This window comes from Shewanella sp. DW31 (genome assembly GCF_015767295.1).
Taxonomy (GTDB): Bacteria; Pseudomonadota; Gammaproteobacteria; order Enterobacterales; family Shewanellaceae; genus Shewanella; species Shewanella oncorhynchi.
This window is the reverse complement of the sequence record NZ_JADWMP020000001.1, coordinates 511150-535156: the sequence shown is the minus strand read 5'-3', so window position 1 is coordinate 535156 and position 24007 is coordinate 511150. Positions and strand designations below refer to the sequence as shown.

At 45.3% G+C, this 24007-nt stretch carries 22 protein-coding genes and 1 pseudogene; 14 read left to right on the top strand and 9 right to left on the bottom strand.

What is annotated here, in order from left to right; translation table 11 throughout:
• The 4 genes from GWI56_RS02280 to GWI56_RS02270 all read right to left on the bottom strand — a co-directional run bounded on the left by GWI56_RS02280 (position 1) and on the right by GWI56_RS02270 (position 5363).
• A complete protein-coding gene (locus tag GWI56_RS02280; protein ID WP_113939235.1) occupies positions 1 to 2034 on the bottom strand; it encodes a TRAP transporter permease in 2034 nt (677 codons plus the stop codon).
• Positions 2035 to 2142: 108 nt separating this feature from the next.
• Positions 2143 to 3099: a TAXI family TRAP transporter solute-binding subunit gene (locus GWI56_RS02275; protein ID WP_105250372.1), complete on the bottom strand. Its 957-nt coding sequence runs from the start codon at positions 3097 to 3099 to the stop codon at positions 2143 to 2145.
• Positions 3100 to 3378: 279 nt separating this feature from the next.
• Positions 3379 to 3501 carry a hypothetical protein gene (locus tag GWI56_RS21795; protein ID WP_105250371.1) on the bottom strand — a complete coding sequence of 41 codons (123 nt, stop codon included), beginning with the start codon at positions 3499 to 3501 and terminating at the stop codon, positions 3379 to 3381.
• A gap of 365 nt (positions 3502 to 3866) precedes the next feature.
• Positions 3867 to 5363 carry a helicase HerA-like domain-containing protein gene (locus tag GWI56_RS02270; protein WP_198572007.1) on the bottom strand — a complete coding sequence of 499 codons (1497 nt, stop codon included), beginning with the start codon at positions 5361 to 5363 and terminating at the stop codon, positions 3867 to 3869.
• A 259-nt stretch (positions 5364 to 5622) separates the two neighbouring features.
• Between GWI56_RS02270 and GWI56_RS21855 the strand changes: the two are divergent.
• The 4 genes and pseudogenes from GWI56_RS21855 to GWI56_RS02250 all read left to right on the top strand — a co-directional run bounded on the left by GWI56_RS21855 (position 5623) and on the right by GWI56_RS02250 (position 7837).
• Positions 5623 to 5862: pseudogene (locus tag GWI56_RS21855) on the top strand (hypothetical protein).
• 11 nt (positions 5863 to 5873) lie between these two features.
• Complete coding sequence (locus tag GWI56_RS02260) at positions 5874 to 6299, top strand: hypothetical protein (RefSeq protein ID WP_006084327.1); 426 nt, start codon at positions 5874 to 5876, stop codon at positions 6297 to 6299.
• 143 nt (positions 6300 to 6442) lie between these two features.
• A complete protein-coding gene (locus GWI56_RS02255) occupies positions 6443 to 7321 on the top strand; it encodes a neutral zinc metallopeptidase (protein WP_198572006.1) in 879 nt (292 codons plus the stop codon).
• 51 nt (positions 7322 to 7372) lie between these two features.
• A complete protein-coding gene (locus tag GWI56_RS02250; protein ID WP_198572005.1) occupies positions 7373 to 7837 on the top strand; it encodes an NUDIX domain-containing protein in 465 nt (154 codons plus the stop codon).
• 25 nt (positions 7838 to 7862) lie between these two features.
• Here GWI56_RS02250 and GWI56_RS02245 read toward each other — a convergent pair whose 3' ends face one another.
• Positions 7863 to 9062 carry an SAM-dependent methyltransferase gene (locus GWI56_RS02245; RefSeq protein ID WP_198572004.1) on the bottom strand — a complete coding sequence of 400 codons (1200 nt, stop codon included), beginning with the start codon at positions 9060 to 9062 and terminating at the stop codon, positions 7863 to 7865.
• Positions 9063 to 9468: 406 nt separating this feature from the next.
• On the opposite strand from GWI56_RS02245, the gene GWI56_RS02240 reads away from it, so the two are divergent.
• From GWI56_RS02240 to ubiA, 4 genes are all read left to right on the top strand, one after another.
• Positions 9469 to 9996, top strand: coding sequence for a hypothetical protein (locus GWI56_RS02240; RefSeq protein WP_198572003.1), 528 nt, complete (start codon positions 9469 to 9471; stop codon positions 9994 to 9996).
• Positions 9997 to 10223: 227 nt separating this feature from the next.
• Positions 10224 to 10847: a hypothetical protein gene (locus GWI56_RS02235; RefSeq protein WP_198572002.1), complete on the top strand. Its 624-nt coding sequence runs from the start codon at positions 10224 to 10226 to the stop codon at positions 10845 to 10847.
• 485 nt (positions 10848 to 11332) lie between these two features.
• A complete protein-coding gene (gene uvrD / locus GWI56_RS02230; protein WP_173247810.1) occupies positions 11333 to 13501 on the top strand; it encodes a DNA helicase II in 2169 nt (722 codons plus the stop codon).
• A 138-nt stretch (positions 13502 to 13639) separates the two neighbouring features.
• Positions 13640 to 14500, top strand: a complete 861-nt coding sequence (gene ubiA / locus GWI56_RS02225) for a 4-hydroxybenzoate octaprenyltransferase (RefSeq protein WP_168827752.1) — start codon at positions 13640 to 13642, stop codon at positions 14498 to 14500.
• A gap of 6 nt (positions 14501 to 14506) precedes the next feature.
• Here ubiA and torT read toward each other — a convergent pair whose 3' ends face one another.
• A complete protein-coding gene (torT, locus tag GWI56_RS02220; protein ID WP_198572001.1) occupies positions 14507 to 15580 on the bottom strand; it encodes a TMAO reductase system periplasmic protein TorT in 1074 nt (357 codons plus the stop codon).
• Positions 15581 to 15912: 332 nt separating this feature from the next.
• Between torT and GWI56_RS02215 the strand changes: the two genes are divergently transcribed.
• The 4 genes from GWI56_RS02215 to GWI56_RS02200 all read left to right on the top strand — a co-directional run bounded on the left by GWI56_RS02215 (position 15913) and on the right by GWI56_RS02200 (position 19835).
• Positions 15913 to 16308 (top strand): VOC family protein, encoded by a 396-nt coding sequence (locus GWI56_RS02215; protein ID WP_198572000.1) that lies wholly within the window; start codon positions 15913 to 15915, stop codon positions 16306 to 16308.
• 34 nt (positions 16309 to 16342) lie between these two features.
• Positions 16343 to 17392: a nitronate monooxygenase gene (locus GWI56_RS02210; protein WP_198571999.1), complete on the top strand. Its 1050-nt coding sequence runs from the start codon at positions 16343 to 16345 to the stop codon at positions 17390 to 17392.
• A 220-nt stretch (positions 17393 to 17612) separates the two neighbouring features.
• The gene (locus tag GWI56_RS02205) at positions 17613 to 18530 is read left to right on the top strand and encodes a redoxin family protein (protein ID WP_198571998.1); all 918 of its coding nucleotides are present in this window, start codon (positions 17613 to 17615) and stop codon (positions 18528 to 18530) included.
• A gap of 225 nt (positions 18531 to 18755) precedes the next feature.
• Complete coding sequence (locus GWI56_RS02200) at positions 18756 to 19835, top strand: AI-2E family transporter (protein WP_168827747.1); 1080 nt, start codon at positions 18756 to 18758, stop codon at positions 19833 to 19835.
• An 11-nt stretch (positions 19836 to 19846) separates the two neighbouring features.
• Here GWI56_RS02200 and GWI56_RS02195 read toward each other — a convergent pair whose 3' ends face one another.
• Positions 19847 to 20134 carry a helix-hairpin-helix domain-containing protein gene (locus tag GWI56_RS02195; RefSeq protein WP_198571997.1) on the bottom strand — a complete coding sequence of 96 codons (288 nt, stop codon included), beginning with the start codon at positions 20132 to 20134 and terminating at the stop codon, positions 19847 to 19849.
• Positions 20135 to 20263: 129 nt separating this feature from the next.
• Positions 20264 to 22324: a prolyl oligopeptidase family serine peptidase gene (locus GWI56_RS02190; protein WP_198571996.1), complete on the bottom strand. Its 2061-nt coding sequence runs from the start codon at positions 22322 to 22324 to the stop codon at positions 20264 to 20266.
• A 158-nt stretch (positions 22325 to 22482) separates the two neighbouring features.
• Here GWI56_RS02190 and GWI56_RS02185 point away from each other — a divergent pair, with 158 nt between their 5' ends.
• Positions 22483 to 23001 (top strand): DUF2975 domain-containing protein, encoded by a 519-nt coding sequence (locus GWI56_RS02185; protein WP_063883683.1) that lies wholly within the window; start codon positions 22483 to 22485, stop codon positions 22999 to 23001.
• A 2-nt stretch (positions 23002 to 23003) separates the two neighbouring features.
• Complete coding sequence (locus GWI56_RS02180) at positions 23004 to 23222, top strand: helix-turn-helix transcriptional regulator (RefSeq protein ID WP_063883682.1); 219 nt, start codon at positions 23004 to 23006, stop codon at positions 23220 to 23222.
• Between the two features lie 73 nt (positions 23223 to 23295).
• Here the strand turns inward: GWI56_RS02180 and GWI56_RS02175 are convergent, their stop codons facing one another.
• Positions 23296 to 23874, bottom strand: coding sequence for a nucleoside triphosphate pyrophosphohydrolase family protein (locus GWI56_RS02175; protein WP_198571995.1), 579 nt, complete (start codon positions 23872 to 23874; stop codon positions 23296 to 23298).
• Positions 23875 to 24007: the final 133 nt, after the last annotated feature.

The following is a 24007-nucleotide window of genomic DNA, read 5'->3' as shown; positions in this document are numbered from 1 at the left end:
TTATCCTTGCTCTGCGAGACGTTTGAGTTTGCGTGCTCGCCAGCTGTGTTGCACGATAAATAGCAGTGCGAGCCCAAAGCCAATTTCATCACTCAACGGCGTAGCAAGAATTAAGCTCGCACCTGCAAGGAAGCCGATAACGCGTTCCCACCAGTAGAGTTTTTGTAATAGATATCCGGTAAAGATGACGCCCCAAATACCAATACCCACAGTCGCTTTTAGCAAGACAAACCCTGTGGCTAACCAGCTATCACCTTGAAGCATCAAAGCGGGATCGTAAACCGCCATAAAGGGGATCACAAAACCTGCAATGGCGATACGGATTGCCCAAAGGCTGATCTTAAGACCAGATTCCTTAGCGATTGGTGCTGCGGCAAAACAGGCCAAGGCAACGGGAGGCGTGAGATCGGCCATGATGCCGAAATAAAATACAAACATATGCGACACAATCAGTGGAACACCGAGGTCGAGTAATGCGGGAGCGGCAATCGAGCTAGTAATAATGTAGTTAGGGATTGTGGGGATCCCCATGCCGAGCACTAGGCAAGTGACCATAGTTAACACGAGTGATAAGAACAAGTTATCTTGGCCAACAGCAAGAATATAGCTCGCGAAGGTCGAGGCAATTCCTGTCAGTGACACTATGCCGATAATCACACCGACTAAAGCGCAGGCGATACCCACAGGCACGGCATGACGGGCGCCTTCTACCAGTGCATGCAAGCAGATGGTGAGAGTATCTCTGCCGCCTTTAATAAACCAACAAATGGCGACTAATAAGGCGATAACCCCAAATACGACCCCGATCCCGAGTTGGAAGAAGCCAGCGCATAGGATGCCAAGGGCAATCCAAAAGGCAATCCGCATCGCCATTGAGGAAAGTCGCAGTACTATGGCTGAGCCTAAAATCACTATCGATGTGAGGGCGAGTCCTACCATGCCTGAGAACAGCGGCGTTCTACCCGAAAACAGCAAGTAGACTAAAATAAACAAGGGGATAAGGAGATACCAACGCTCTTTAATTGCCGCCCATGGATTCGGGCACTGATCTTTAGGCAGGCCACAGAGATTGGCGCGTTTGGCTTCTAAATGCACCATCCAAAATACGGAGCAGAAATAAAGTAGCGCAGGGATCAATGCCGCTTTGGCTATCTCGATAAAGGGGACGTTAATGGTTTCGGCCATGATAAAGGCCACTGCGCCCATGATCGGCGGCATGATTTGGCTGCCCATACTCGATGTTGCCTCTACCCCGCCGGCGAAGGCTGGGCGATAACCGAATCGTTTCATGAGTGGAATGGTAAATTGGCCCGTTGTGACCACGTTGGCAACACCTGATCCTGTAATCGTCCCCATCAATGCCGATGACACTACCGCAACTTTTGCAGGACCGCCGAGCTTGTGGCCAAATAATCCCATGGCAAAGTCGGTAAATAAACGGATCATTCCGGCTTGTTCTAAAAAGGAACCGAAGAGAATAAACAGGAATATATACGTCGCCGACACATAGGTTGGTGTGCCGTATAGCCCTTCGGTACCGAAGGCTAATTGATTGATGATCTGATCGAATCCATAGCCGCGGTGCATTAAGTCACCGGGTAAATATTGGCCAAATAAGCCATACATCAAAAAGATGCTACAGATGATAGGTAGCGCCCAGCCCATGACTCGGCGCGCTGCTTCAAACACTAATACGATCAAAGTGATACCTATCACTATATCCGCATCGGTCAGATCGCCTGAACGTTGAATTAAGTCGGCTTCGAAATACCACTGATAAGCCGCTGTGGCCATGCCAGCTAGACCGAGTAGCCAAGCGAGTGGCTGCCAAGGCTGAGATTTTCCTTTAGCGGGATAACTTAAAAAAACCACTAACAGTAAAAAGCCCACATGGGTGGCACGCAGTACTTGAGTCGAGACGGGATGAAAAGCGGCAGTGATGATTTGAAAAATAGAAAAAATTAAGGCTGTATAAAATAGAGCCTTGGGCCAATCGCCAGTATTTGCGCTGAGACCTTGTTGGGGATCACTCATATTATGCCTCACAGCATTAGACTACAGAGATGATATAAACGAGATGCCGTTATTTAACGGCATCTCAATTGCTTAGTTTGGAATAGGATGCACAGATATCAGTAAAACTTAGAGTGCACCAACTTCTTTGTAATAACGTTCTGCACCTGGGTGCAGTGGTATTGGCAGATTTTTCGTCGCTTTATCTACGCTGATGGTCTTCGCGGCGGAGTGCGCGTTACCGAGTCGGTCTAAGTGCTCGAACATGAGTTTTGTCATCTGATAGGCTAAATCATCCGATACACCGCTTTGAGTCACCAGTAAATTTTGAATGGCGACGGTAGAAACGTCGGTGGTTTGGCCTTCATAGGTCGATGCTGGGATCACGCCATGTTGATAGGCGGGATTGTTAATCTTAGCGATCACATCTTCTGGAATTTCAACAAAGTTGATTGCCATAGTCGCAGCTAAGTCACGGATAGCAGCCATGCCGAGACCGGAAGATTGTAACGTGGCGTCTAATTGACGATTTTTGATTAGCTCAACGGATTCGGCATAGGGTAAAAACTCGACTTTCCCCATGTCTTCGTAACTTAGTCCCGCAGCCTTGAAAATCGATCTGGCATTGAGTTCTGTCCCTGATTTAGGGGCACCCACTGAGATACGTTTTCCCTTTAAATCGGCCAAGGTTTTAATGCCAGACTCTTTATTGGCGACGATTTGAATGTAGTTAGGATAAGCCGAGGCAAGTACTCGGATTTTATCCAGCGGCGTTTTAAAGCCTGCATCAATATCACCTTGATATGCTGCTGCGACTGAATCACCTAAAGCGAACGCTAATTCGCCACGACCCGCTTGTAATAAATTGAGGTTTTCTACTGAGGCTTTAGTTGCTTGAACTGAGGTTTTAGAACCTTCTATTCCTGTGCCGTAGAGTTGCGACAGCGCAACGCCAATAGGGTAATACACACCACTGGTGCCGCCTGTGAGAATGTTGATAAAGGCGGGGGCAGCAGCCATAGCGGCAGCACTGAGTGTGAGAGTCACTGCTGCGCCGACGGCGACAAAACGTTTTTTGATTTTCATTATGAAATATCCTTATTTTTTATAGTGTTATGTAGGGTCTTTCGAGCGGTAAATACCGTAATCAGCTCAATATAACTACATAAAACCTGAAAAAGGTCAATTAGGCTATAGTCGATAGCTGCTACTTTTGTATCACAAAACTGAGATCTGAGACTGTTTTGAGCAAGGTTGTATTGTGAGGTAAAACTTGGTTGGTTCAATGAAGCGGGCAATAAAAAGGGCTAACCTAAGTTAACCCTATTTGTGTTATTAGAGGACAAACCTCCTAATAACAAGACACTATTTAGTGTTATCTAAGAAACCTTTAGTTGCGTTTTTCGCATGTTTTGCTGCTCTTTTCTCTTTAGGAGACATCAGCGGTTGTTTCTTCGATTCTTTACGGTTTTTTTGCTCTTTACTCATATAAAACTCCATGTACTCTTTGGTTATTCATCAGGCTAATCATGTAAGCCGTACTTAATTGAACCTATTCCATGACGTCCTGATTGAAGCGAAATTTTTATCTCGAATTACAACATTTTAAATTACAAATATCTAAAATTATTGATAATTATCTGTGAATTTATTTGCCTCAATGAGCGATTACAGCAAAATAATCTTATCACCGAATTCCGTACCATGATCCATCTATCACTTAGAATAATTAATGCTAATGCTAGCGTTAACCTGTATAAGAAATATGCGAACAAGGACACAGTACCTCTATTTTCGTCAGTGTTTGTGGTTTTAGTGGGCCCTAATTGGAGGCTTAACTAAGTACCATATGCCTAACGTCGGCTCGATTTACCTAACATGCCACCTAATATACCGCGCAAAATTTGTTTACCTAATTGGCTTCCAACCGTGCGTGCCGCTTGTTTTGACAAGGTTTCAGCTAACCCTTGGCGGCGCTTATTGCCAAAAATGAGTTCACTGAACCAACCTTGTTCTTCGGCTTTTTGGCCCGTTTGAGCATCACTTGCTGTGGTTGTGGTGTCGCTGGTGGCGTTACCAACTCGTCTTTGGTTAAGGCGTTCGTAGGCCGATTCGCGGTTGATTAACTGATCGTATTTACCTCCAATCGGGCTTTGGGTACGGACTTGTTGTAACTCCTCACTTGTGGCGGGTCCCATGCGGCAACGTGGCGGTGCGATGAGTGCGCGCTCGACCATAGTTGGCACGCCTTTGTCGGCTAACATAGACACTAAAGCTTCGCCCACGCCGAGCTGGGATATGACGTCGCTAACAACCAGTTTGGGGTTAGGCACAAAGGTTTCGGCGGCGGTTTTAACGGCCTTTTGATCCCTTGGCGTGTAAGCTCGCAGGGCATGTTGAATACGATTACCTAATTGTCCGAGAATTTCGCTTGGGACATCATCAGGAAATTGCGAGCAAAAATAAACGCCTACGCCTTTTGAGCGAATTAGGCGCATGATCTGTTCGACGCGTTTTAATAGACTCGGTGGGCAACCCTCAAAGAGTAAATGCGCCTCATCGATAAAAAACACTAGCTTAGGTTTTTCGGGATCGCCGACTTCGGGCAGATTCTCAAATAATTCTGAGAGTAGCCATAGTAAAAAACTTGAATATAAACGGGGAGTTAAAATCAGTTTGTTCGCTGCTAATAAATTGATAATGCCGCGCCCTTGTAAATTTGTGCGCATTAAATCTTCAAGCTGTAACGCGGGTTCACCAAAAAAGTCTTTGCCACCATCGCGCTCTAATCCTAGTACCGAGCGTTGAATTGCTGCGAGGGATTGGGCGCTGATTAAACCATATTTGGCGGAGATTTCTTTGCGTTCCTCGGCAACTAAGGCCAGCATGGCACGCAGATCATCTAAGTCGAGCAGTAATAATCCTTGGTCATCCGCTAGCTGAAAGACTATGTCTAAAATACCGCTCTGGGTGTCATTCAATTCTAAAATTCGGCCGAGTAAGGTTGGGCCCATTTCGCTGATGGTGGTACGCAGCGGGTGGCCTTGAACGCCCGCTAAATCCCATAACACTACAGGGTTGGCTTCGTTGTGATAATTCTCAATGCCAATTTGAGTTGCCCTTTGTAATAGCTTTTCACTTGGGGTACCCGCCATCGCTAGACCCGAGATATCGCCTTTAACGTCTGTGATAAAAACTGGCACGCCTTGGCGTGAAAAACCTTCGGCAATACTCATCAGCGACACGGTTTTGCCTGTCCCTGTGGCACCGGCAATTAACCCATGGCGATTGGCATACTTAAGATTTAAGTGAACCTGTTGTTCACCTTTTCCTATTAATAGCGTATTCAAAGGCATTCCTTATGTTAACGGTAGGGCTTATATTGGAATCGTTGCAGCATCCTTATTTTAGCCACTGTGTATTTAATCCACTTTAGTGTCGTCGTTCATGCGTATAAAAATTCATCATTGAGTGTTGGCCTTAGCGTAATTTATGTCAACATGGGGCCTGAATAAGCTTGATATCACTTAGCAAAAATGTGTGATTGACAATATGGGCGTTACCCATGAATAAGGTGTGTTATTTTTGTCATTCACTGATACGTGCTTGATGGTGAAATTCCCTTTGATTATGCTGCTCTTGTTCTTTACTGTGCTGACATCTGCTTGCGCCGAATTAGCGTGTTCTGCCTGAACTGATGTCGATCCCTATGAGCCCATGCGAGATAAACAGCGCTGTGTCGCCGAAGCGGATAAAAGCCGTTATCAGTATGCAAAAGTAAAAGCAGTCGAAGAAAATCAGCGGCTGAAAATGGCCATAGAACAAGCCACTCAAAAATCGTTAATGTAGAAAGGATATCTATGAAAGGTGCGGGCGGAACACAGGGCGGGACGGGACAATTTTTTATGGGTCTTGCCATGATGTGTGGTGGATTTTATTTATTGTTCAATGCAATACAAGTGAGCTCTAGTTTTGGACTGGGCTATGGCTTATATCGAGTGAATGCCTTTGGGCAAGGCATGTCGATTACCACAGGCATGGTGATGCTACCGTTTATTATCGGCATTGTGATGGTGTTTTTTGACGCTAAGAGTAAGTTAGCTTGGCTGCTGAGTTTAGGTTCGCTAACGGCCTTGATTGTAGGGGTTATCAGCTCGATTCAATTCCACTTTAAATCTATGTCGGCCTTTGAACTTATCGTGATCCTCGTTTTGGCCTTTGGTGGTTTAGGGTTGTTTTTACGCTCACTGAAAGACGCGCCCACAAGCGATACACAAGCGAAATAACCACTAGACTCTTAATCACTAGGCTTTTAACCACTAGGCGCTAGAGTGCAAATACGAAATCAGAGTTGTGCATCTAAGTGGCTCAAATAGCGATTTAACGAACGGTTTAACGAGAGTTTTTAACTACAGAGTGAAGGAATGCGATGCGCTGGCGTGACACTGACAGAAGCTCCAATATCGAAGACAGACGCGGCCAGCAAATGGCATCTGCGGGTGTGCCGAGTGCCTTGTTACTCAGGTTCTTGCCCTTTTTACTGAGAACTAAACTTGGTCGTGTGGTGTTGCTCATCGGCGGCATTTATATTGCTTTTCAGTATTTTACCGGTGGTCTGTCACTCGACCCCAGCACTCAAGCTAATCTTAGCCAATCCCAATCTAGCTCAACGACCGCGGTACAGGATGAGAATGCACAGTTTGTGGCGGCCATTTTAGGCACCACAGAAACCGTTTGGGGCCAGTTACTCAAAGGGCAATATCGAGAGCCTAAGTTAGTGCTTTATCGCAATATGACCTTCACTGGCTGCGGTATGGGACAGGCGCAGTCTGGGCCTTTCTATTGCCCCGCCGATAGCAAGGTGTATATCGATCTTAGCTTTCTTGATGAGCTTAAAACCTTAGGCGCGGCCGGTGATTTTGCCTTTGCCTATGTGATTGCCCACGAGGTGGGTCACCATGTGCAAAACCTGCTGGGCACTAGCACTAAGGTGCGCCAAGCCCAGCAATCTGGCAGTAAAGTGCAAGCGAATCAATTGAGTGTCGCACTTGAATTGCAGGCTGATTGCTACGCAGGGATTTGGGGGCATTATGTCAATCAACAACTTAACTTACTTGAAGCGGGCGATTTAGCGGAAGGTATTGCCGCTGCCAGTGCTGTGGGTGACGATCGTCTGCAAAAGATGGCGGGTCGCGCCGTACAGCCCGATGCTTTTACCCATGGCAGTTCGGCGCAGCGGGTGAAATGGTTTAAGACAGGGTTTGATTCGGGTAATCTCGCCAGTTGTAATACCTTTGCGGCGAAGTGATTTAGTCTGATATCTCAAATACGTACCGAACAGAAATGTAAGGATAACTGAGTGGCCTTTAACGATACCTTTAGATTGAGCAGCCACGCGGTTATCACGAATGCGCAGGGACAAGTGCTGTTGCTTAAGGCCAATTATGGTAATTTTGCTTGGGGCTTGCCCGGCGGCGCACTCGAGCCCGGTGAAACGATTCACGAGGCCTTGGTGCGCGAATGCCAAGAGGAATTGGGCTTAAGTGTGCGGGTTAACTATTTGAGCGGCGTGTATTATCACAGCGCCTATCAATCCCAAGCCTTTATCTTTCGTTGTGAACTGCTATTGCCTGAGGGGCCTGAGGGGCCTGATGGATCTGAGGTGGCAAAAAATGTGGCAGAAGACGAGTCTCTGCCAATCCAATTAAGTCACGAACATTCAGAGTTTGCCTTCCACGATATTGACACCCTTAGCGCGGTTCAGCAGCAAAGAATCAAAGATTGCCTCAATTTCAACGGGGTTGTCATGAGTGCAAAGTTTTAATGCTTTGCCAGTAAACCGCTGGCTGTTAATCGGCTTGGGTTTGCGCGAGTAAGGTTTCTAAGCAATGTTCCTTGATCCCGTAATAGGCTTTAATGTCAGCTATTTGCGCGAGGATTGCGGCGCTGTCTTTCTGATTGTGTTGTGGCTTTTTAACGGCCAAAATCATCTTATTTTTATTGGTATGTTCTAGGCTGATAAATTCAAACACCTTAGTCGCATAACCGTTGGCTTCCAAAAATAGCGCACGTAATGAATCCGTCACCATTTCAGCCTGTTGGCCCATGTGCACTCCATATTGCAGCATAGGTTTGAACAACTCTGGGCTGTGCATCTGCGGCCTAATTTGTTTATGGCAGCAAGGCGAGCACATGATGATGTCGGCATTGGCGCGAATACCATAATGAATCGCATAGTCAGTGGCGATATCGCAGGCGTGCAGGGCGATCATCACATCGGTTTGTTTAGGCGCATGGGTTCTCACATCGCCGCAGACAAACGATAATCCTTGATGATCCAGCGTTGCCGCCGTTTCATTACATAAATCGGCCAAGGCTTGACGTAATTCTACCCCAGTCACCTGCGCATCATTGTGTAGGCTGTGGCGCAGGTAATCATGGATTGCAAAGGTGAGATAACCTTTACCAGACCCAAAATCGACCACATTGATCGGTTGGTCATTCTTGTGGGGTGACGCTTCGAGTGCTTGACTGAAAACCTCAATAAATTTATTGATTTGCTTCCATTTACGCGACATCGCAGGGATAAGATTATGTTGGCTGTCCGTCACCCCGAGCTTGGTCAGGAAGGGACGTTCGATATCCACAAAACGCTTTTTCTCACGGTCATGTTCTAACGGCGCCGCGACGGCTTGTTTAACATTATGTGTACTGATTTGGACTTTGCCTTTTTTGCTGATCTCAAGCTGAACTTCTGCCTGCGCCGTGGCTAAGTGGGCACTCTTAAAATCGTTACCGAGTAACAGTTTTATGCTAGCTAAGCCTTCGTCATAACTCAGGTTTTTAGTGATGTGATTCGTCTGGTGCTGATACACAAACGACAGCACAGGTTCATTCTGCAAACTGATCGGCCGAATCGTAATGCGCTGCAGGCTTTTATCTGCCCCTCGGTACTTACTCAACAATAGTTTGATCAGACTATTCTTCGCCAAGCTGTCAGCCAAAAGCTGGTAAAAATCATCAAAAGAATTAAGCGCTGAATGGGACATTATTGTTTCCGAAAAAGTAACCAAGAAAAACAGGGTGGGTATTCTAACCGCGATCCGCCGCTACCTAAAGTTATTCTCATCGAGAAAGGGGTTTAGGGCAGAGCTCCGCTGCTGATTTATCTATTCAGGTTGTAGTGATTAAGCATAGTCATTCTAGTGACGCGCTCAATTGAAGATGTAGCTTGGTAGTGGGTGAGTCAGAGTTACCTCGTCTTATTCACAAATTGAGATTTGTAATCTCGTGCTGGCTTTGGTAAACGTATTTATCCCTCATTTCAGTGATAGTATATTGGACTGCAATCTGATAAGTTCCATTTAATACAGATAGTTAAGATGCGCGTTTTTATAGTTCTGGTGGTTAGGCACGCATGAGCATTGTGCACATGTTATATATCAAGGAGGGGCAATGAAAATTTCATGCTTAAGAAACCCATTTAGTAATTTATCTGTGGATCCATTTCGCAATTCATCGATAAATCCAATGAAGAACTTTTCTATTAATCCGTTGAAAAACTCTAGTCTAAACCCCGCAAAGAATAGCTCGATTAATCCACATAAAAATAGCAGTATTAATCCGTTCAAGAACAATGTGCTCAATCCTCACAAAAACAGTTTGTTAAACCCGTTTAAAAACAGCTTAATAAACCCATTTAAAAGCGCTTTAATTAATCCTTATAAAAGTTCAAATATTTCAGGGCTGTACACGTTTAATTTAGAGGGAAACTCTACTGGCTTCACTGTTATTGCGACTGATGAGGTATCGCTTTGGTATGACATGGAAGGAGAGCCCCAACACTTTACTATCAAGGCTAATGATGATGTTCTCATTCTCTGTGACTTTGACGGTAACTGGGAGCAGATCTGGGTTACTAATAGGGGTGGCTCCTTCAATCAATTTGACTTAAATGGTAATTGGGTAGGGTTTTCGACGTAATGTTTCATAAGAGTAGCAAGAACTTAGAGTAATTCTTCGAAGTGCTTCAAATTACTCTGTTTTTTATTAATATTATTCATTGATTTTAAAGTGGTTTTCTCTCATGGTTTATGCTTCTGAACGTGCAGTTGCATCAGACTCATTCTCTGAGAAAAAACTGCCATCAAGTGGCATAAGTGTTCAGTTGTACACATAACATTAAACTTCAGGTGATAAGGAGATGCTAGTTGTACTATAAAAAAATAGGTGGTTTTGAGCTGAGAGCATTCTTTGACAAGGAAAGGAATGAGTTAGTTAATAAAGTGACCTATCGTAGAAAAGCTATTCAAACTCAAGTATTGGATGACAGATTTTCTCAAAGTTATATTGGTTACAAGCTGATAGTCGCTGATCTTAATAGTGTTTTAAGCTGGGGAAGAATCGCAACCCACCTATTGGATAAAAAAGAAGTAACAACGGAAGATAGAGCTATTCTACATAGTCTATTTATATCCATGGTGACAACATATTGGAAATGTTTTGCAGATACAAAAGGGCGAAATGGAGTTCAGTTAAACGATAAACTAGTGCCCAAATCTCATACGTTAGTTCACAGTGAGTTAAGAAGAATAAGGCATAACTTTGCTGCCCATAGTGGCGGTGATCCATTTGAAAGTGGATATATACTTCATGTTAAGGATATTGCAGGTAAAAATAGATTTGAACCTTTCACTATTCCAATTCACAGAAAGGCTAATCACTTTGACAAAAAGTTAACAAGTAATATTATTGAGTTGACTACCCTCCTCATTCAATGTCTTGAGACAAAGCAAGAAAAAATATTAGAGAAAATTAAGAAAAATCAGGTTTAATAAACGACAAATGGAAATTTTAACGCGTGGACTTACCCATAAAAGAAAGTCGTTTTTTCGCCTTCTATCTTTGCTGGCTGACAGAGATACGCAAAGGTTAATAGGATTAAGCACTGTCATGTAAGTGACCGTTGACGGCATGGATGCCGTCGTCGAGCCCTCAGGGATGAGTTAATGGCGTGTCACTGGAATGACAGTGCTTAATCGCTGAAACAGAATGATGAACACCCTCTTTATGAATAATTAATACAGCCTTGCATTTGCTCAATACCTACCCTAAAAACAAAGATCTGTTACCGAAAAGCTGGATTCCCGCCCACAAGCATTGTGGGAATGACAGTGCTTAATCAATGTCGTCATTACAACACAAGCGCAAAGCAAGGTGCGGCAACTTGTCATTCGTCTTGTGGCTCTTGTCTTGTGGATCAAACGCGCAGGCGGGTTTTCTTCTGTTATAATGCCTCCTCGATTTTTTGGAGGCGAGAATGGACGTATCTTCTTTACTAGACGGCCTGAATGATAAGCAGCGCGAGGCTGTCGCGGCACCGCAATCTAGCATGTTAGTGTTGGCGGGCGCGGGCAGTGGTAAAACTCGGGTGTTGACCCACCGCATTGCGTGGCTGATGCAGGTTGAACAGCAGAGTCCTTACTCGATTCTCGCGGTGACATTTACCAATAAAGCTGCGGCTGAGATGCGCGAGCGAGTTGAAAAAGTCGCTGGTACTAATATGGGCCGCATGTGGATTGGCACGTTCCACGGCTTGGCGCATCGCTTGTTGCGCACTCACTTCCAAGATGCGGGTTTACCGCAAAGCTTCCAAATCCTCGATTCTGACGATCAAGTGCGTTTGATCAAACGTATTCTTAAAAGCCTGAATTTGGATGAGAAACAATATCCTCCACGCCAAGCTCAGGGTTATATCAATGGTAAAAAAGACCAAGGATTACGCCCTAAACATATCGATGCGGGCGGTTTTCCGCTTGAGCAGAATCTGCTAAAAATCTATCAGGTTTATCAAGAGTCTTGCGACCGCGCGGGTTTAGTCGATTTTGCCGAAATCTTATTACGTGCCCATGAGTTATGGCTCAATAAGCCGCACTTGTTGGCCCATTATCAAGACAGATTTAAGCATATTTTGGTGGACGAGTTCCAAGATACCAACGCGATCCAATATGCGTGGATCCGCGTGCTTGCCGGTCAAACTGCCAATGTGATGATAGTCGGTGATGACGACCAATCGATTTACGGCTGGCGCGGCGCTCAGGTTGAGAACCTACATAGATTCTTAAAAGATTTCCCGAGTGCGACCACGATTCGCCTCGAGCAAAACTATCGTTCTAAGGGCAATATTCTTAAAGCGTCCAACGCCTTGATCGCCAATAACCCAGAGCGCATGGGCAAAGAGTTGTGGACGGATGAAGCCGATGGCGATCCGATTTCGCTCTATTGCGCCTTTAATGAAATGGACGAGGCGCGCTTTATCGTCGGTCGAATTAATGATTGGCACGAAAAGGGCGGCAACCTCAGTGATTGTGCGATTTTATATCGTTCTAACGCTCAGTCGCGGGTATTGGAAGAAGCCTTGTTACACAAAGGCTTAGCCTATCGCATCTACGGCGGTTTACGCTTCTTCGAACGCCAAGAAATTAAAGATGCCATGGGTTACCTGCGGTTGATTAATAACAAAGACGACGATGCGGCGTTTGAGCGTGTAGTGAATACGCCGCCCCGTGGCATTGGCGATCGCACTTTAGATATTTTACGCTCCACCGCGCGCCAGCATGAATTAACCCTGTGGCAGGCGAGTGTACGTCTGCTCGACGAGAAAGTGCTCGCGGGCCGCGCAGCAAATTCTGTGCGTGGTTTCATGGACTTAATCATGACACTGCGTGAAGACACCCAAGATATGGTGCTGTATCGCATGGCCGATACTGTGATCCAAGCGTCGGGCCTTAAGGCCATGTATGAAGCCGAAAAGGGTGAAAAAGCCCACGCTAGAATCGAAAACTTAGAAGAACTCGTCACGGCGGCGCGTACTTTTGAGCTACCAGAAGAGCTGGAGGACATGGGCGAACTTAACGGTTTCCTCTCCCACGCGGCGCTCGAAGCGGGCGAGGGCCAAGCCGATGCCTTTACCGATGCGGTGCAGCTAATGACGCTGCATTCTGCCAAAGGGTTAGAGTTCACTATGGTGTTTATGGCGGGTGTCGAAGAAGGGATCTTCCCGAGTAAAATGGCGCTCGAAGAGGGCGATAGACTCGATGAAGAACGCCGTCTCTGCTATGTGGGCATGACCCGCGCCATGGAAAAACTCTACATTACCTATGCGGAATCGCGGCGCATTTATGGCCGCGAAGATTACGCTCGGCCGTCGCGTTTTATCAAAGAGATCCCGCCGCAATATGTGGATGAAATTCGTCTTAAGGCGCAGGTTTCAACGCCGATGGCGAATAATCGTTTTAGCGCCCCAAAATCGGCTGCGACAAACGATACCGGTTTTAACGTCGGCCAACGAGTCAATCACCCTAAATTTGGTGAAGGTAAAGTGACCAACTTTGAGGGCAGCGGTGCCCAAGGGCGAGTACAAGTGAGCTTTACTGACTTTGGCAGCAAGTGGTTAGTAGTGGCTTACGCTCGTTTAGAAGCGCTGTGATGACTGACATCATCGCGATGAATGTCAGCTTTTTGTGACACGCTTTTAGGGGATGAATTCGCATCGGGAGAAGCATGGGTATATGATGCTAAGCCTGAAAACGAGTGGAAACTTGAGGGTATTGGGAGTACCTAGTTAATGAATTTAAAGCAAAAGTGGGATGTGTATTCCCGTCTTACTCGAATCGACCGTCCCATAGGTACGCTATTGCTGATGTGGCCATGCTTGATGGCGCTAATGTTAGCAGCGGGTGGTATGCCCGATCTTAAGGTATTGATCATCTTTATTATTGGCGTGGTGATCATGCGTGCCTGTGGCTGCATTATTAACGACTATGCCGATCGCGATCTCGACTCTTTTGTGGAACGTACTAAATCTCGGCCGCTGGCCAGTGGTGAAATCAGCACTAAAGAAGCCTTGATACTGTTCGTCGTTTTAGGTTTGTCTGCTTTTGGTTTAGTCTTATTACTCAATGGATTAGTGGTTAAATTATCCGTTGTTGGTATTATCCTCACGATCATTTATCCCTTCACTAAACGCATCACCAATATGCCGCAGATGTTTCTAGGCGTGGTGTGGAGTTGGTCTATCCCTATGGCTTACGCCGCGCAGACGGGTGAAGTGCCCATCGAGGCTTGGTGGTTATTTGCGGCCAATTGGTTTTGGACTGTCGCCTACGATACCATGTATGCCATGGTCGATAGGGATGATGATTTAAAGGTGGGCATTAAATCCACTGCAATTTTGTTCGGTAAATATGACCGCCAAATCATAGGTTTATTTCAGCTTGCTGCGCTGGCTTGTTTTATCGCCGCCGGTTGGAGCGCCGATCGTGGTTTACTCTATGGCCTAGGTTTACTGACTTTTGTCGGCTTTAGTACTTACCAGCAAATGCTGATCTTTGATCGCGAACGAGCCCCTTGTTTTAAAGCGTTTCTCAATAACAATTGGGCAGGACTCGCATTATTTGTTGGGCTGGGCGCCGATTATTTAGTTTAGTGAGCATCATTTTTGTTGTGGAAGATCCTGATGGATCATCCACTGATTCTGTGGCGCTAATATTTGTTCTAAATCAATCTGGTGGATGTTGTCTTGGGAGATGACCTTGATAACTGGGCTCACTTTGTGGGGATAAGGCGCACCTTCGAGTGCGCGCACCGCCAGATCGATGGCAATCCGAGCCTGCAATACTGGTGAGTCGCTGACAGTCGCGAGTAACTGTTTTTTCTGCACTAATTCTATGGTCTGTGCATTTGAGTAGAATGCGATGACTTTTCCCGTTTTATTCCTACGCCCGTCTAAATAGCGCGCCGCGAAAGTGGCGGCAACTGCATTGGCGATCACATAATCTACACTTTGTTTAGTAAGCACTTTTCGCACTAAATCAGCTTGAATAAATAACTCCGTAGTGCCAAACCCTCCTTCAATTGTGTCGAGCTCTTGTTTGGCTGCCGCCCGCCTAAATCCTTGTTCTGCTGCCATAACCCAAGAGGCGCCCTTAGGCCCTGGAAACCAAGCAACTTTAAGTTTCGCAGGCGCTTTATCGACAGGGTCTCGTTGCTGCGATGCAATATACTCAATCGCCGCCGCAGACATATCTTCAAAGCTGACTAAGGAGCGACTCGTGAGTTTGTCGGTCGCGATACCATTCACTAAATCAATAACAGGAATGCCCGCATCAGAGAGTTGTTCGATATCCGCAATCAGTCCGTCAGCCGTATTCGCAGCAATAATATAGGCTTGAGCTTTGAGGGCTTGGCAATCATAGAGTTGTTGTTTTTGTTGCTCAATATTGTCATATCCTCCAGCATCATAAATGCCGAGAGTTACACCTTGGCGCTCGGCTTCCTGCGATAACCCAAAGGCGACGCCCCACCAATATTGGTCTTTACCATGGGGAAGTAAGGCGCAGATCCGCCATGCTTTTTGGGCTTGAGTGAGTGGTGTGTATGCCGTTTTTTTGCCATCAGCAATCACATCGGCGGGATACCAAGTTGCCTGCACTGCAAAGGCGAAACTATAGAGGATTAAGGTGAGGCAAATCCTGAGGGAGTAAGCGAAGAATGCAGTAAAGTGCATAGGATCATCATGTTAAGTTAACAATAGATTAAGCATAGATGAATGATCCATAGTTGCTAAGTCGATGCTAAATAAAGCTGATTTATTCTTAATAACCAGTGTCATGAAGTGTTATGGCACTTTTATGATTGGCTGCAGAGTGGTTGAAATTGTAGGGTCGTCTTACATTAGCAGGCTTTACGCTTTGACTTGTTCACTGAATGCTTAAGTTTACATTTCACGCTTAAGGCTTAATTGCCACAGCTGGTTTTTGCCATAGTGCTTAGTCTATAGTCATTGGCTTATAGTGGTTTTTTATGATCAATTTCATGCTTAGGTAACAAGGAATCGTTATGTTTATTCCGTCAGGATTTGCACGGGTTAGCCCGTATATGATGATCGCTGATGCCGATAGTTTAGTGGTTTTTTTACAGCAAGCCTTTGATGCTAAAGCGCTACATATTTCCCGTCGGGCTGATGGCAAAATAGCTAATGCACAGATGCAAATCGGCGACTGTTTATTTATGTTGAGTGAGGCGAGTGAAGCTTTTACGCCTATGCCCGCATCCTATTATTTATATGTGGAAAATGCTGATAAAACGGTGGCTCAGGCACTCGCCTCTGCGGGTGAATTAGTGATGGAAGTGGCGAATATGCCCTATGGCGATCGCCAAGGTGGAGTGCGGGATCCCGTGGGCAATCTGTGGTGGATCTCCCACCGTTTAGCCGCGGGGCCATATCAGGATTGAGCATCAAGTGATAACAAGTCAAAGGAGGTGATGTATGCCGTGCCAGTTAACCCGATTATTTGGAATCGAATTGCCAATTATTCAAGCGCCGATGGCGGGTGTTCAGGGCAGTGCCTTAGCGATAGCAGTGTCGCAAGCGGGTGCGTTGGGATCTTTGCCCTGCGCCATGTTATCCCTCGAAGCCTTAGATACCGCCTTGGCACATATTCGCACCCAGACGACTAAGCCCATCAATGTAAACTTCTTTTGTCATCACGAACCTGAACCGCAAGCAGCGAAACAAGCCGCATGGCTTAATCAACTCGCGCCTTATTTTTCTGAGTTGGGTGTCAATTCTGATAGCCAAACCGTGGGGGCACAACGCGCGCCATATACCAGCACCCAGGCTGAAGTGTTAGCTAAATTTAAACCTGAGGTGGTGAGTTTTCATTTTGGCTTACCGAATGAAGATTTGTTGCTGGAGATAAAGTCTTGGGGTTCAAAAATCATTTCGACAGCGACAACTGTAGAAGAAGCCCTATGGCTTGAAGCGCGTGGTGCGGATGCCATTATTGCGCAGGGTTTAGAGGCCGGAGGTCACAGGGGGCATTTTTTATCCGATGATTTAACCGAGCAATTAGGCACTTTTAGTCTATTGCCGCAAATCATTACCGCCGTTGATATTCCTGTTATTGCAGCGGGTGGCATAGTCGACGCCAAGACCGTGCGCGCCGCTATGGCGATGGGCGCTTCGGCGGTGCAAGTGGGGACGGCATACTTACTCTGTCCCGAATGCACCACCAGTGATATTCACCGTGCCGCCCTGCAAAGTGAGGCGGCGCAGCATACGGCTCTGACTAACTTATTTACTGGTCGACCTGCCCGTGGAATTATGAATCGTTTTATGGCAGAACTTGGCCCCATCAATAATGCCGCCCCGGATTTTCCGCTCGCCTCAAGCGCCGTCGCAGTATTGCGAAGCGCCGCTGAACAACAAGGATTTGGTGATTTTAGCTCACTTTGGTGCGGCCAAAATGCAACAGGTTGTCAGGCTATTCCCGCCGCAGAGCTGACAAGGCAATTGGCGTTAGGTTTGATGGTCTAAGATATTGTTGGATAGGTTATTAATACTCATTGTTATGCTCACCAAGGCTTACATTTAATATGGCTAAATTAGCGGCTTGTTAGTTTATACTCGTCGTTTAAAGGTTGGTTTGTCGTTAGACTGCCGCTTCTTTTAAATTATGTTTTTCTGTACAAATGGCTGCAAATCACTGGCCCTATAGCCGTGGGTGCGAGTGATCTATAAATTTAAGGAAAACAATATGTTGTTACGTAAAATCATTGTTATGTGCCTTGCCGTTATGAGTTTTGCTACGTTTGCTGGCAATAAAGCCTATCAAGATATCGCACTTAAAACCTATCCAGATCAGCAGCAAGTGACTTTAGCCAGTGTTGCGGGTGACAAGCCGATATACCTAAAGTTTTGGGCGACCTGGTGCCAACCTTGTATGGAGCAAATGCCGCATTTTGAAGCCCTGCAGAAGAAATATCAGGACAAGATTAATATCATCGCGGTGAATATCAATATTAATGAAGAGCAGCCTAAGATTGCTGATGTTATCGCACGTTTCGGGCTCACTATGCCCGTGTGGTTGGATAATGAAGGCGAGCTGGGTGTGGCTTTAGGTTTGGTCGGCACACCCTATAGTGTATTAATCAATCGTGCTGGTGATGTGGTTTACACTAGCCATGAGTCTGATGCCAATTTAGATAAATTTATCGATATGTTGGCGAATGGCCAAGAGTTGACTGCGCAGACAACGGAGGCACCCAGTGCCAAACAAACAGCTAAGTTACTGAAACCTTGGGAACAAGGTGAGCATTTACTTTTTTTCACCGCAACATGGTGTGATTGGTACTTGGCTGAGAGCCGTCCAGAAATGTCGAAAGAGTGTATTGCCGTTCAAAAAGGTTTAAATAATCTCGCGCAAAAAGTGCCTAATAAAGCGTGGCACGGTGTGGTCAATCACTTGTGGACAGACTATAAAGCGCTCGAAGATTTTAAGCAGCTTTATCAAACTCAAGTCGATTTTAGTATTGATGAATTAGGTGTGTTATTTAATCATTTTAAAATCCGCAATATTCCTACTTTACTGTGGGTTAAGGATGGTAAAGTTATTCAGCGTATTACCGATTTTAGCCAGCCAGAGAAAGTAGTTGAGCAACTTTCGGCTCAATAAGCTCATTCCAAATGTTAGGCCTTTGATAGATATCCAAAGGCCTTTTGTCTTCAAAGATTGAATAGATACACAGCTCAATATTCGGTGTTAAAGTCATTGCCCATGGGAAGCACTGCGCAATAAACTGATTCGTAGAACGAGTTGGTTAAGCGTTAACCTTGTTTGGTGTAATACAGAGTGTTTTCCATTTTATCGTTGAATTTTATTGTGGGGGGTTTTAGCACTATGACGCCGATTTTCAGTAATGCCGCTATTGGTCGTAGTTTGTTGGTTTTGCTCTTGTGTGCTGGCGTATTCTTTTTTATCGATTTTTTAGTGCCCGCCTTAGCTGCATTGATTGTGTGTTTTTCAAGTTGGCCTCTCTATCAAAAACTATTGGCAAAATGCGGTGGTCGCTCGGCGTTGGCGGCAACCATTGCCCTATGTTGTATTGTGCTCGGGCTGATTATTCCGCTTGTGTTTGTATTTTCCTATGCGTTACAAGAGATTAGAACTTGGGTTGATTGGTTGGTGTTTACTAACCAACACGGTTCGCCCGTGCCCTTGTGGATCAAAGACTTGCCTTGGATGGGCGAATGGTTAACCCTGCAATGGCAGCAGTTTATTGGTGAACCCCATGAATTAGGCCAAATTATCAGTGCCATTAGTGGCCAGAATTTGAGTGGCATTTCCCGTTGGGTGCTGCAATTGGGTTGGAATACTTTAGGGTTGTTGTTGACCTTACTTTTTATGCTGATCACTTTGTTTTTCCTCTATAAAGATGGTCCGCAAGTGGCTAAACAGTTGGATATCGTGGGTGAGCGAGTGCTGCCTGCTCGCTGGCATAGTTTTTCCCGTGTGGTGCCTGCAACAGTCAGTTCTACCGTGATTGGTATGACGCTTATCGCAATTGGTGAGGGCATAGTGCTGGGGATTGCCTATTGGATTGCGGGAGTACCTTCGGCGGTGGCTTTTGGGGTGTTAACCGCCTTTATGGCCTTGGTTCCCGGCGGCGCGCCAACCATGTTTACCTTGATTTCACTCTACCTTGTCGGCACTGGCGATATGACGGCGGGGGTCGGCTTGTTTCTTTGGGGCAGCATAGAGTTGTTTATTGTCGATAAAACCTTAAGGCCTAATCTTGTCGGTGGGCCGATTAAATTGCCTTTCTTACCGACTTTTTTCGGTTTGATCGGCGGCGTAAAAACCATGGGTTTTGTCGGTTTGTTTGTTGGTCCAGTATTGATGGCCCTACTGGTGGCCATTTGGCGTGAGTGGTTAAGGGAAGAGCCCGAAACGATAATGGGTAAACAGGAGGATAAATAGTCGCTAAAGCTTCATTTCTCTAAGGTATTTTTGCGCTCATCGGTGTAAAACCACCAAGGTTTAGGATCTTCACCTGCCATAAAACGGGTGATGGAGATAAACACATCGAGCATGCAGGGGTCGTGTCTCTGGCCCGTTTTGTCGCACAGCGTTTGATACAGCTCGTAGGGGTTTCTATCTAACAGCTGCTCAGGCTTATCTATGCCAAGCAAACGTAAATCCGCCGCACAGGCTTTGCTAATATTGGGTAAATCAGTTAATTGCTTAACCTCGGCACGCACGACTTTTGCTGGATTCATTTTTATCTCTTGGGGTGTAGTCATACTTGATAGATTAGTCTATTGGCCCACAGTTAACCGCGTTAGCCTGTTAAGATATTTCGCCTTCCTTGGCAAAATCTGTGTTGCACTTCTAACGCTTTATTAAGGTTACAGTTTTTCTATATCAACATTTAAGCTATTAAGATGTTCAAGCAAAGCTGGATTGACATTATTATCCACTTTTCCGCCTAAGTACTTACCAAAGAAACGTTCAGTCGCAATTATCGAGGCGAGCTTGTTGGCACGTTTGATAAATCCATGACCTTCATCTTTGGCGAGTAAGTATTCAACGGGTAACGATTTTTGGTACATTTTTTTCGCAATATTATCTGATTCAACTTGAGTCACTCGCGGATCATTGGCTCCTTGGATAAGCATCAGCGGTGCTTTTATGTTATCAACAAAATTAATTGGGGAGCGGTTCTCCATATCTTGTTTTTGTTCAGGAATTAACGGGTCTCCTACTGATTCAAACCATTGACCTAAATAGGGGCGCCAGTAATCGGGGAAAGACGCCATTAGCGTAACTAAGCTTGACGGCCCCACATAGGCGATCACGGCTTGGTAAAGATCTGGGGTAAAAGTCGCGCCGGATAAAGCCGCATAACCACCGTAAGATGCGCCAAAGATCCCCAAGCGATTTTTATCCGCAATCCCTTGTTCGACTAAGTAATTAGCCCCATCAGTCAGGTCATCTTGCATACTGCCAGTGCCCCAATTGTTATTGCCTAAGTTGAGGAAGTGTTTGCCAAATCCTGTCGATGCGCGAAAGTTTGGCTGTAACACGGCATAACCACGGTTGGCATAGAACTGAGCAATCGCATGGAAGTAACCCGAGTCTAGCGCCCAGTAGTCTCGAGCCCAAGGGCCGCCATGGGGCAGAATGATGGTGGGTAAATTGCGCTGGTTTCCCTTTGGTAATGTCAAATAAGCCTGAATTTTTACACCATCCCTTGCGGTATAGACTAGGGATTGTCTTGGTGATAGCAGTTCTGCTTGTATGCTTGGAGGAATATCCGCGAGTAAGTGGATATCAGCATTAATGGCATTGTATTGGTAATCTAAGCTCGATGCCCTATCGCTCGCGACGTTGATCTGCCAGAGATTATTTTTCTCGTTACGTTCGGTAATGGTTATTTCAACATCTTGATTAAAATGCTTATTGATCACATCCCAGTGCTTAGCAAACTCAGTATCAAGTGCATAGGTTCTTAAGCGACCGCCGTAATAGGAAATGGCTAAAGGTTCACCAGCATCGTTAAACAATACCTGATAAACATCCGCTTCATCCTTAGGATCTTTATGTAAGGTTTCATATTTTCCCGTCATAAGATCAACTTTGAGCAATTGTTGTTTATCCCGCTCACCAATGTTGGCACTGATATAGGCGAGTTTTTTCGCATCGTTTACTTTTAAGATATCAATGCTTTCACCCTTAGCTGTGTGGATTATTTTACGCCAAGTGCCATCAATGAGTGCGTAGAGGCTATAGCTGTTATCTAGATTAGTGCTACTGCCAATAACGGGATGCCCTTGTTTATTAAACTTCATTTGCACCAAGTTTAAGTTGTTTTCAAAAATAGGCGTTAGCTTGCCATCATGGGTGTTGAGCCAATAGATATCCATCCGACTCGATTCATCGTGGTTCGCCATCACAACCAGCTGCTCAGGGTTATCCTTGGGCTGTTCCATGACGCTGTATTTCACCTTGTCATTGTGCGTCAGTTGCTGCTCTTTTGGCTCTATTTTGCCTTGGGAAGTTTCAAAGCTGAGTTTAAAAATTTGGGTGTTTTCATTTCCCCCTTTATCTTTCATAAAAAAGAGTTCGTTACTGTTGGATGACCATTCAAATTCTTTAATAGGTTCAATGGACTGCGTTAAGAGTGTCGCACTTGCAAGATCGCTTTTATCCGCCATTACATAAATATTGCTCGCACCTTGGTATTCCTTTGTGAAGGCTAACCATTTACCGTCGGCGGACATTTTTAAATGGTGAATATTTTGCTCATTGAAAAAATCTTCGATGGGAATGAGTGGCACTTGGGCTTGCTGGCTGTTAAGCCTATTCGTGTTGGCTTTTTGCTCAGTGGTTGAGGTTGAACAGCTTGCGAGTAGCATAGCGGCAATAGCAGCACTGCATAACTGGCTTGTGAAGGAGGATAATCGCATTGTTGTAACCTTGAGTTGTTAGAAGTGACATCATGTTAATACGAAAATTAATTATCGTAAAACAATAAAATTATATTTCTTTGCAATATATTTTACCGAACGAGTATACTAGCCAAGGTTAAAGAGCACTGGGATTGGATTAAATTTAGGATTGAGTGATGAATAAAAACATAGAAAAGTTAATAAAAATCAGTGCATTTTTCCGGTGGGTGATTTTGTTGGCCGCTACGATTGTGGTGGTGTATCTGGGTTATAGCTACTTAGTCCATGATGAGATACGTTTTGGATCGAATAATGGATTGTTCCAAGCGCTATGGGTATCGCCTGATGCGAGTCAAACCCTGTTGCTGTTAATGTTAAGTCCATTGTTTATCACGTTTTTACTGGGTGTTTATTGGCTGCAAAAATTATTAGCCTACTATCAAGACGGCTTGTTTTTTAGCGACGAAAGTATGCATTGTTATCTGTGGTTGGTTTGGCTTAAGGTTGCCGCCTTAGTGATAGAGATACTGCAAACCTTAGGCGTAGGTTACTATCACAAGTCGCTTTTTGAGGATACCCGTATCGACTTGGCGCTCGATTTTGGCAATATCACTACGATTTTATTGATGTTGCTGATTGTTTATTTGCTTAAAGCTGCCCGAGATTTTGAGGCAGAAAACAAAGAGTTTGTGTAATTTTGGACATTATCGTTAATTTAGACGTCATGATGGCGATACGGAAGGTGAGTTCTAAGGAGCTTGCCAAAGCGGTTGGCATTACCGAAGCGAATTTATCCCTGCTAAAACGCGGCAAGGTGAAAGGCGTGCGTTTTGAAACACTGGCGAGTATTTGTGAGTACCTGTCGTGCCAGCCTGGGGATATTTTAGAATATCGTAAGAGTGATACATCGGACTGAGTTCTGCCGTTTTAGCCTTGTTCAACACATCCTAGGACGCACTTAGTTAAGTGCTATCCTAGGCTTGCCGTGGTTAGGCTTTAACCAGTGTAGTCAGATCCGCTGGGCGATAGTAAACCGATTTTAGTACCTTACCTTGGCGAACCACTTTACCTGCCATTTCCACATCTTTAGCGCATTTCGCTATGATGAAATCACCTTGCTGACTACCGACAATTTCAACACCTTGCTTGGCATAGAAGGCAATGGTCTCGGCTAGTTCTTGCTCGTTACGGCACACTTTACTCATATTGCTCGAATGCACTTCATCCCAGCAGGCGATAAAGTCGATTTCACGGTTTTTAGCCATGCATAGCAACAAGTCAATCAGGTAACTGATTTCGAGTCTGTCGGTCATGGCTTGTGCGCCTAAATGCACTAAACGGCCCATTAACACGTATACAGAATCGACTATGGCATCGGCTTGCTCGATACGGCTATCGGCTTCGGCTAGTTCAGTTAACTCTTCAATAATCAATGAAGTATGTAAGGTATCGGCCTTGTCATCTAAAGAATCAATATCATTAACGGGCAAGTCGAAGGTGCTACGAAACTCACTGATATCACGATATAAGTGGTCATAAATAGGTTGAGTTAAGCGGGTGAGTTTCATCTGATTTGCCTTGAAATAAAGAGTTTGGCGGCAATTTTAAAGAAATGCGTCGCAGAATACAAAGATGGGGTAGAGATAAAAATACCCGCAGCCAAATAGGCGGCAGCGGGTTTCGGTAAATTTTGGCGGATGA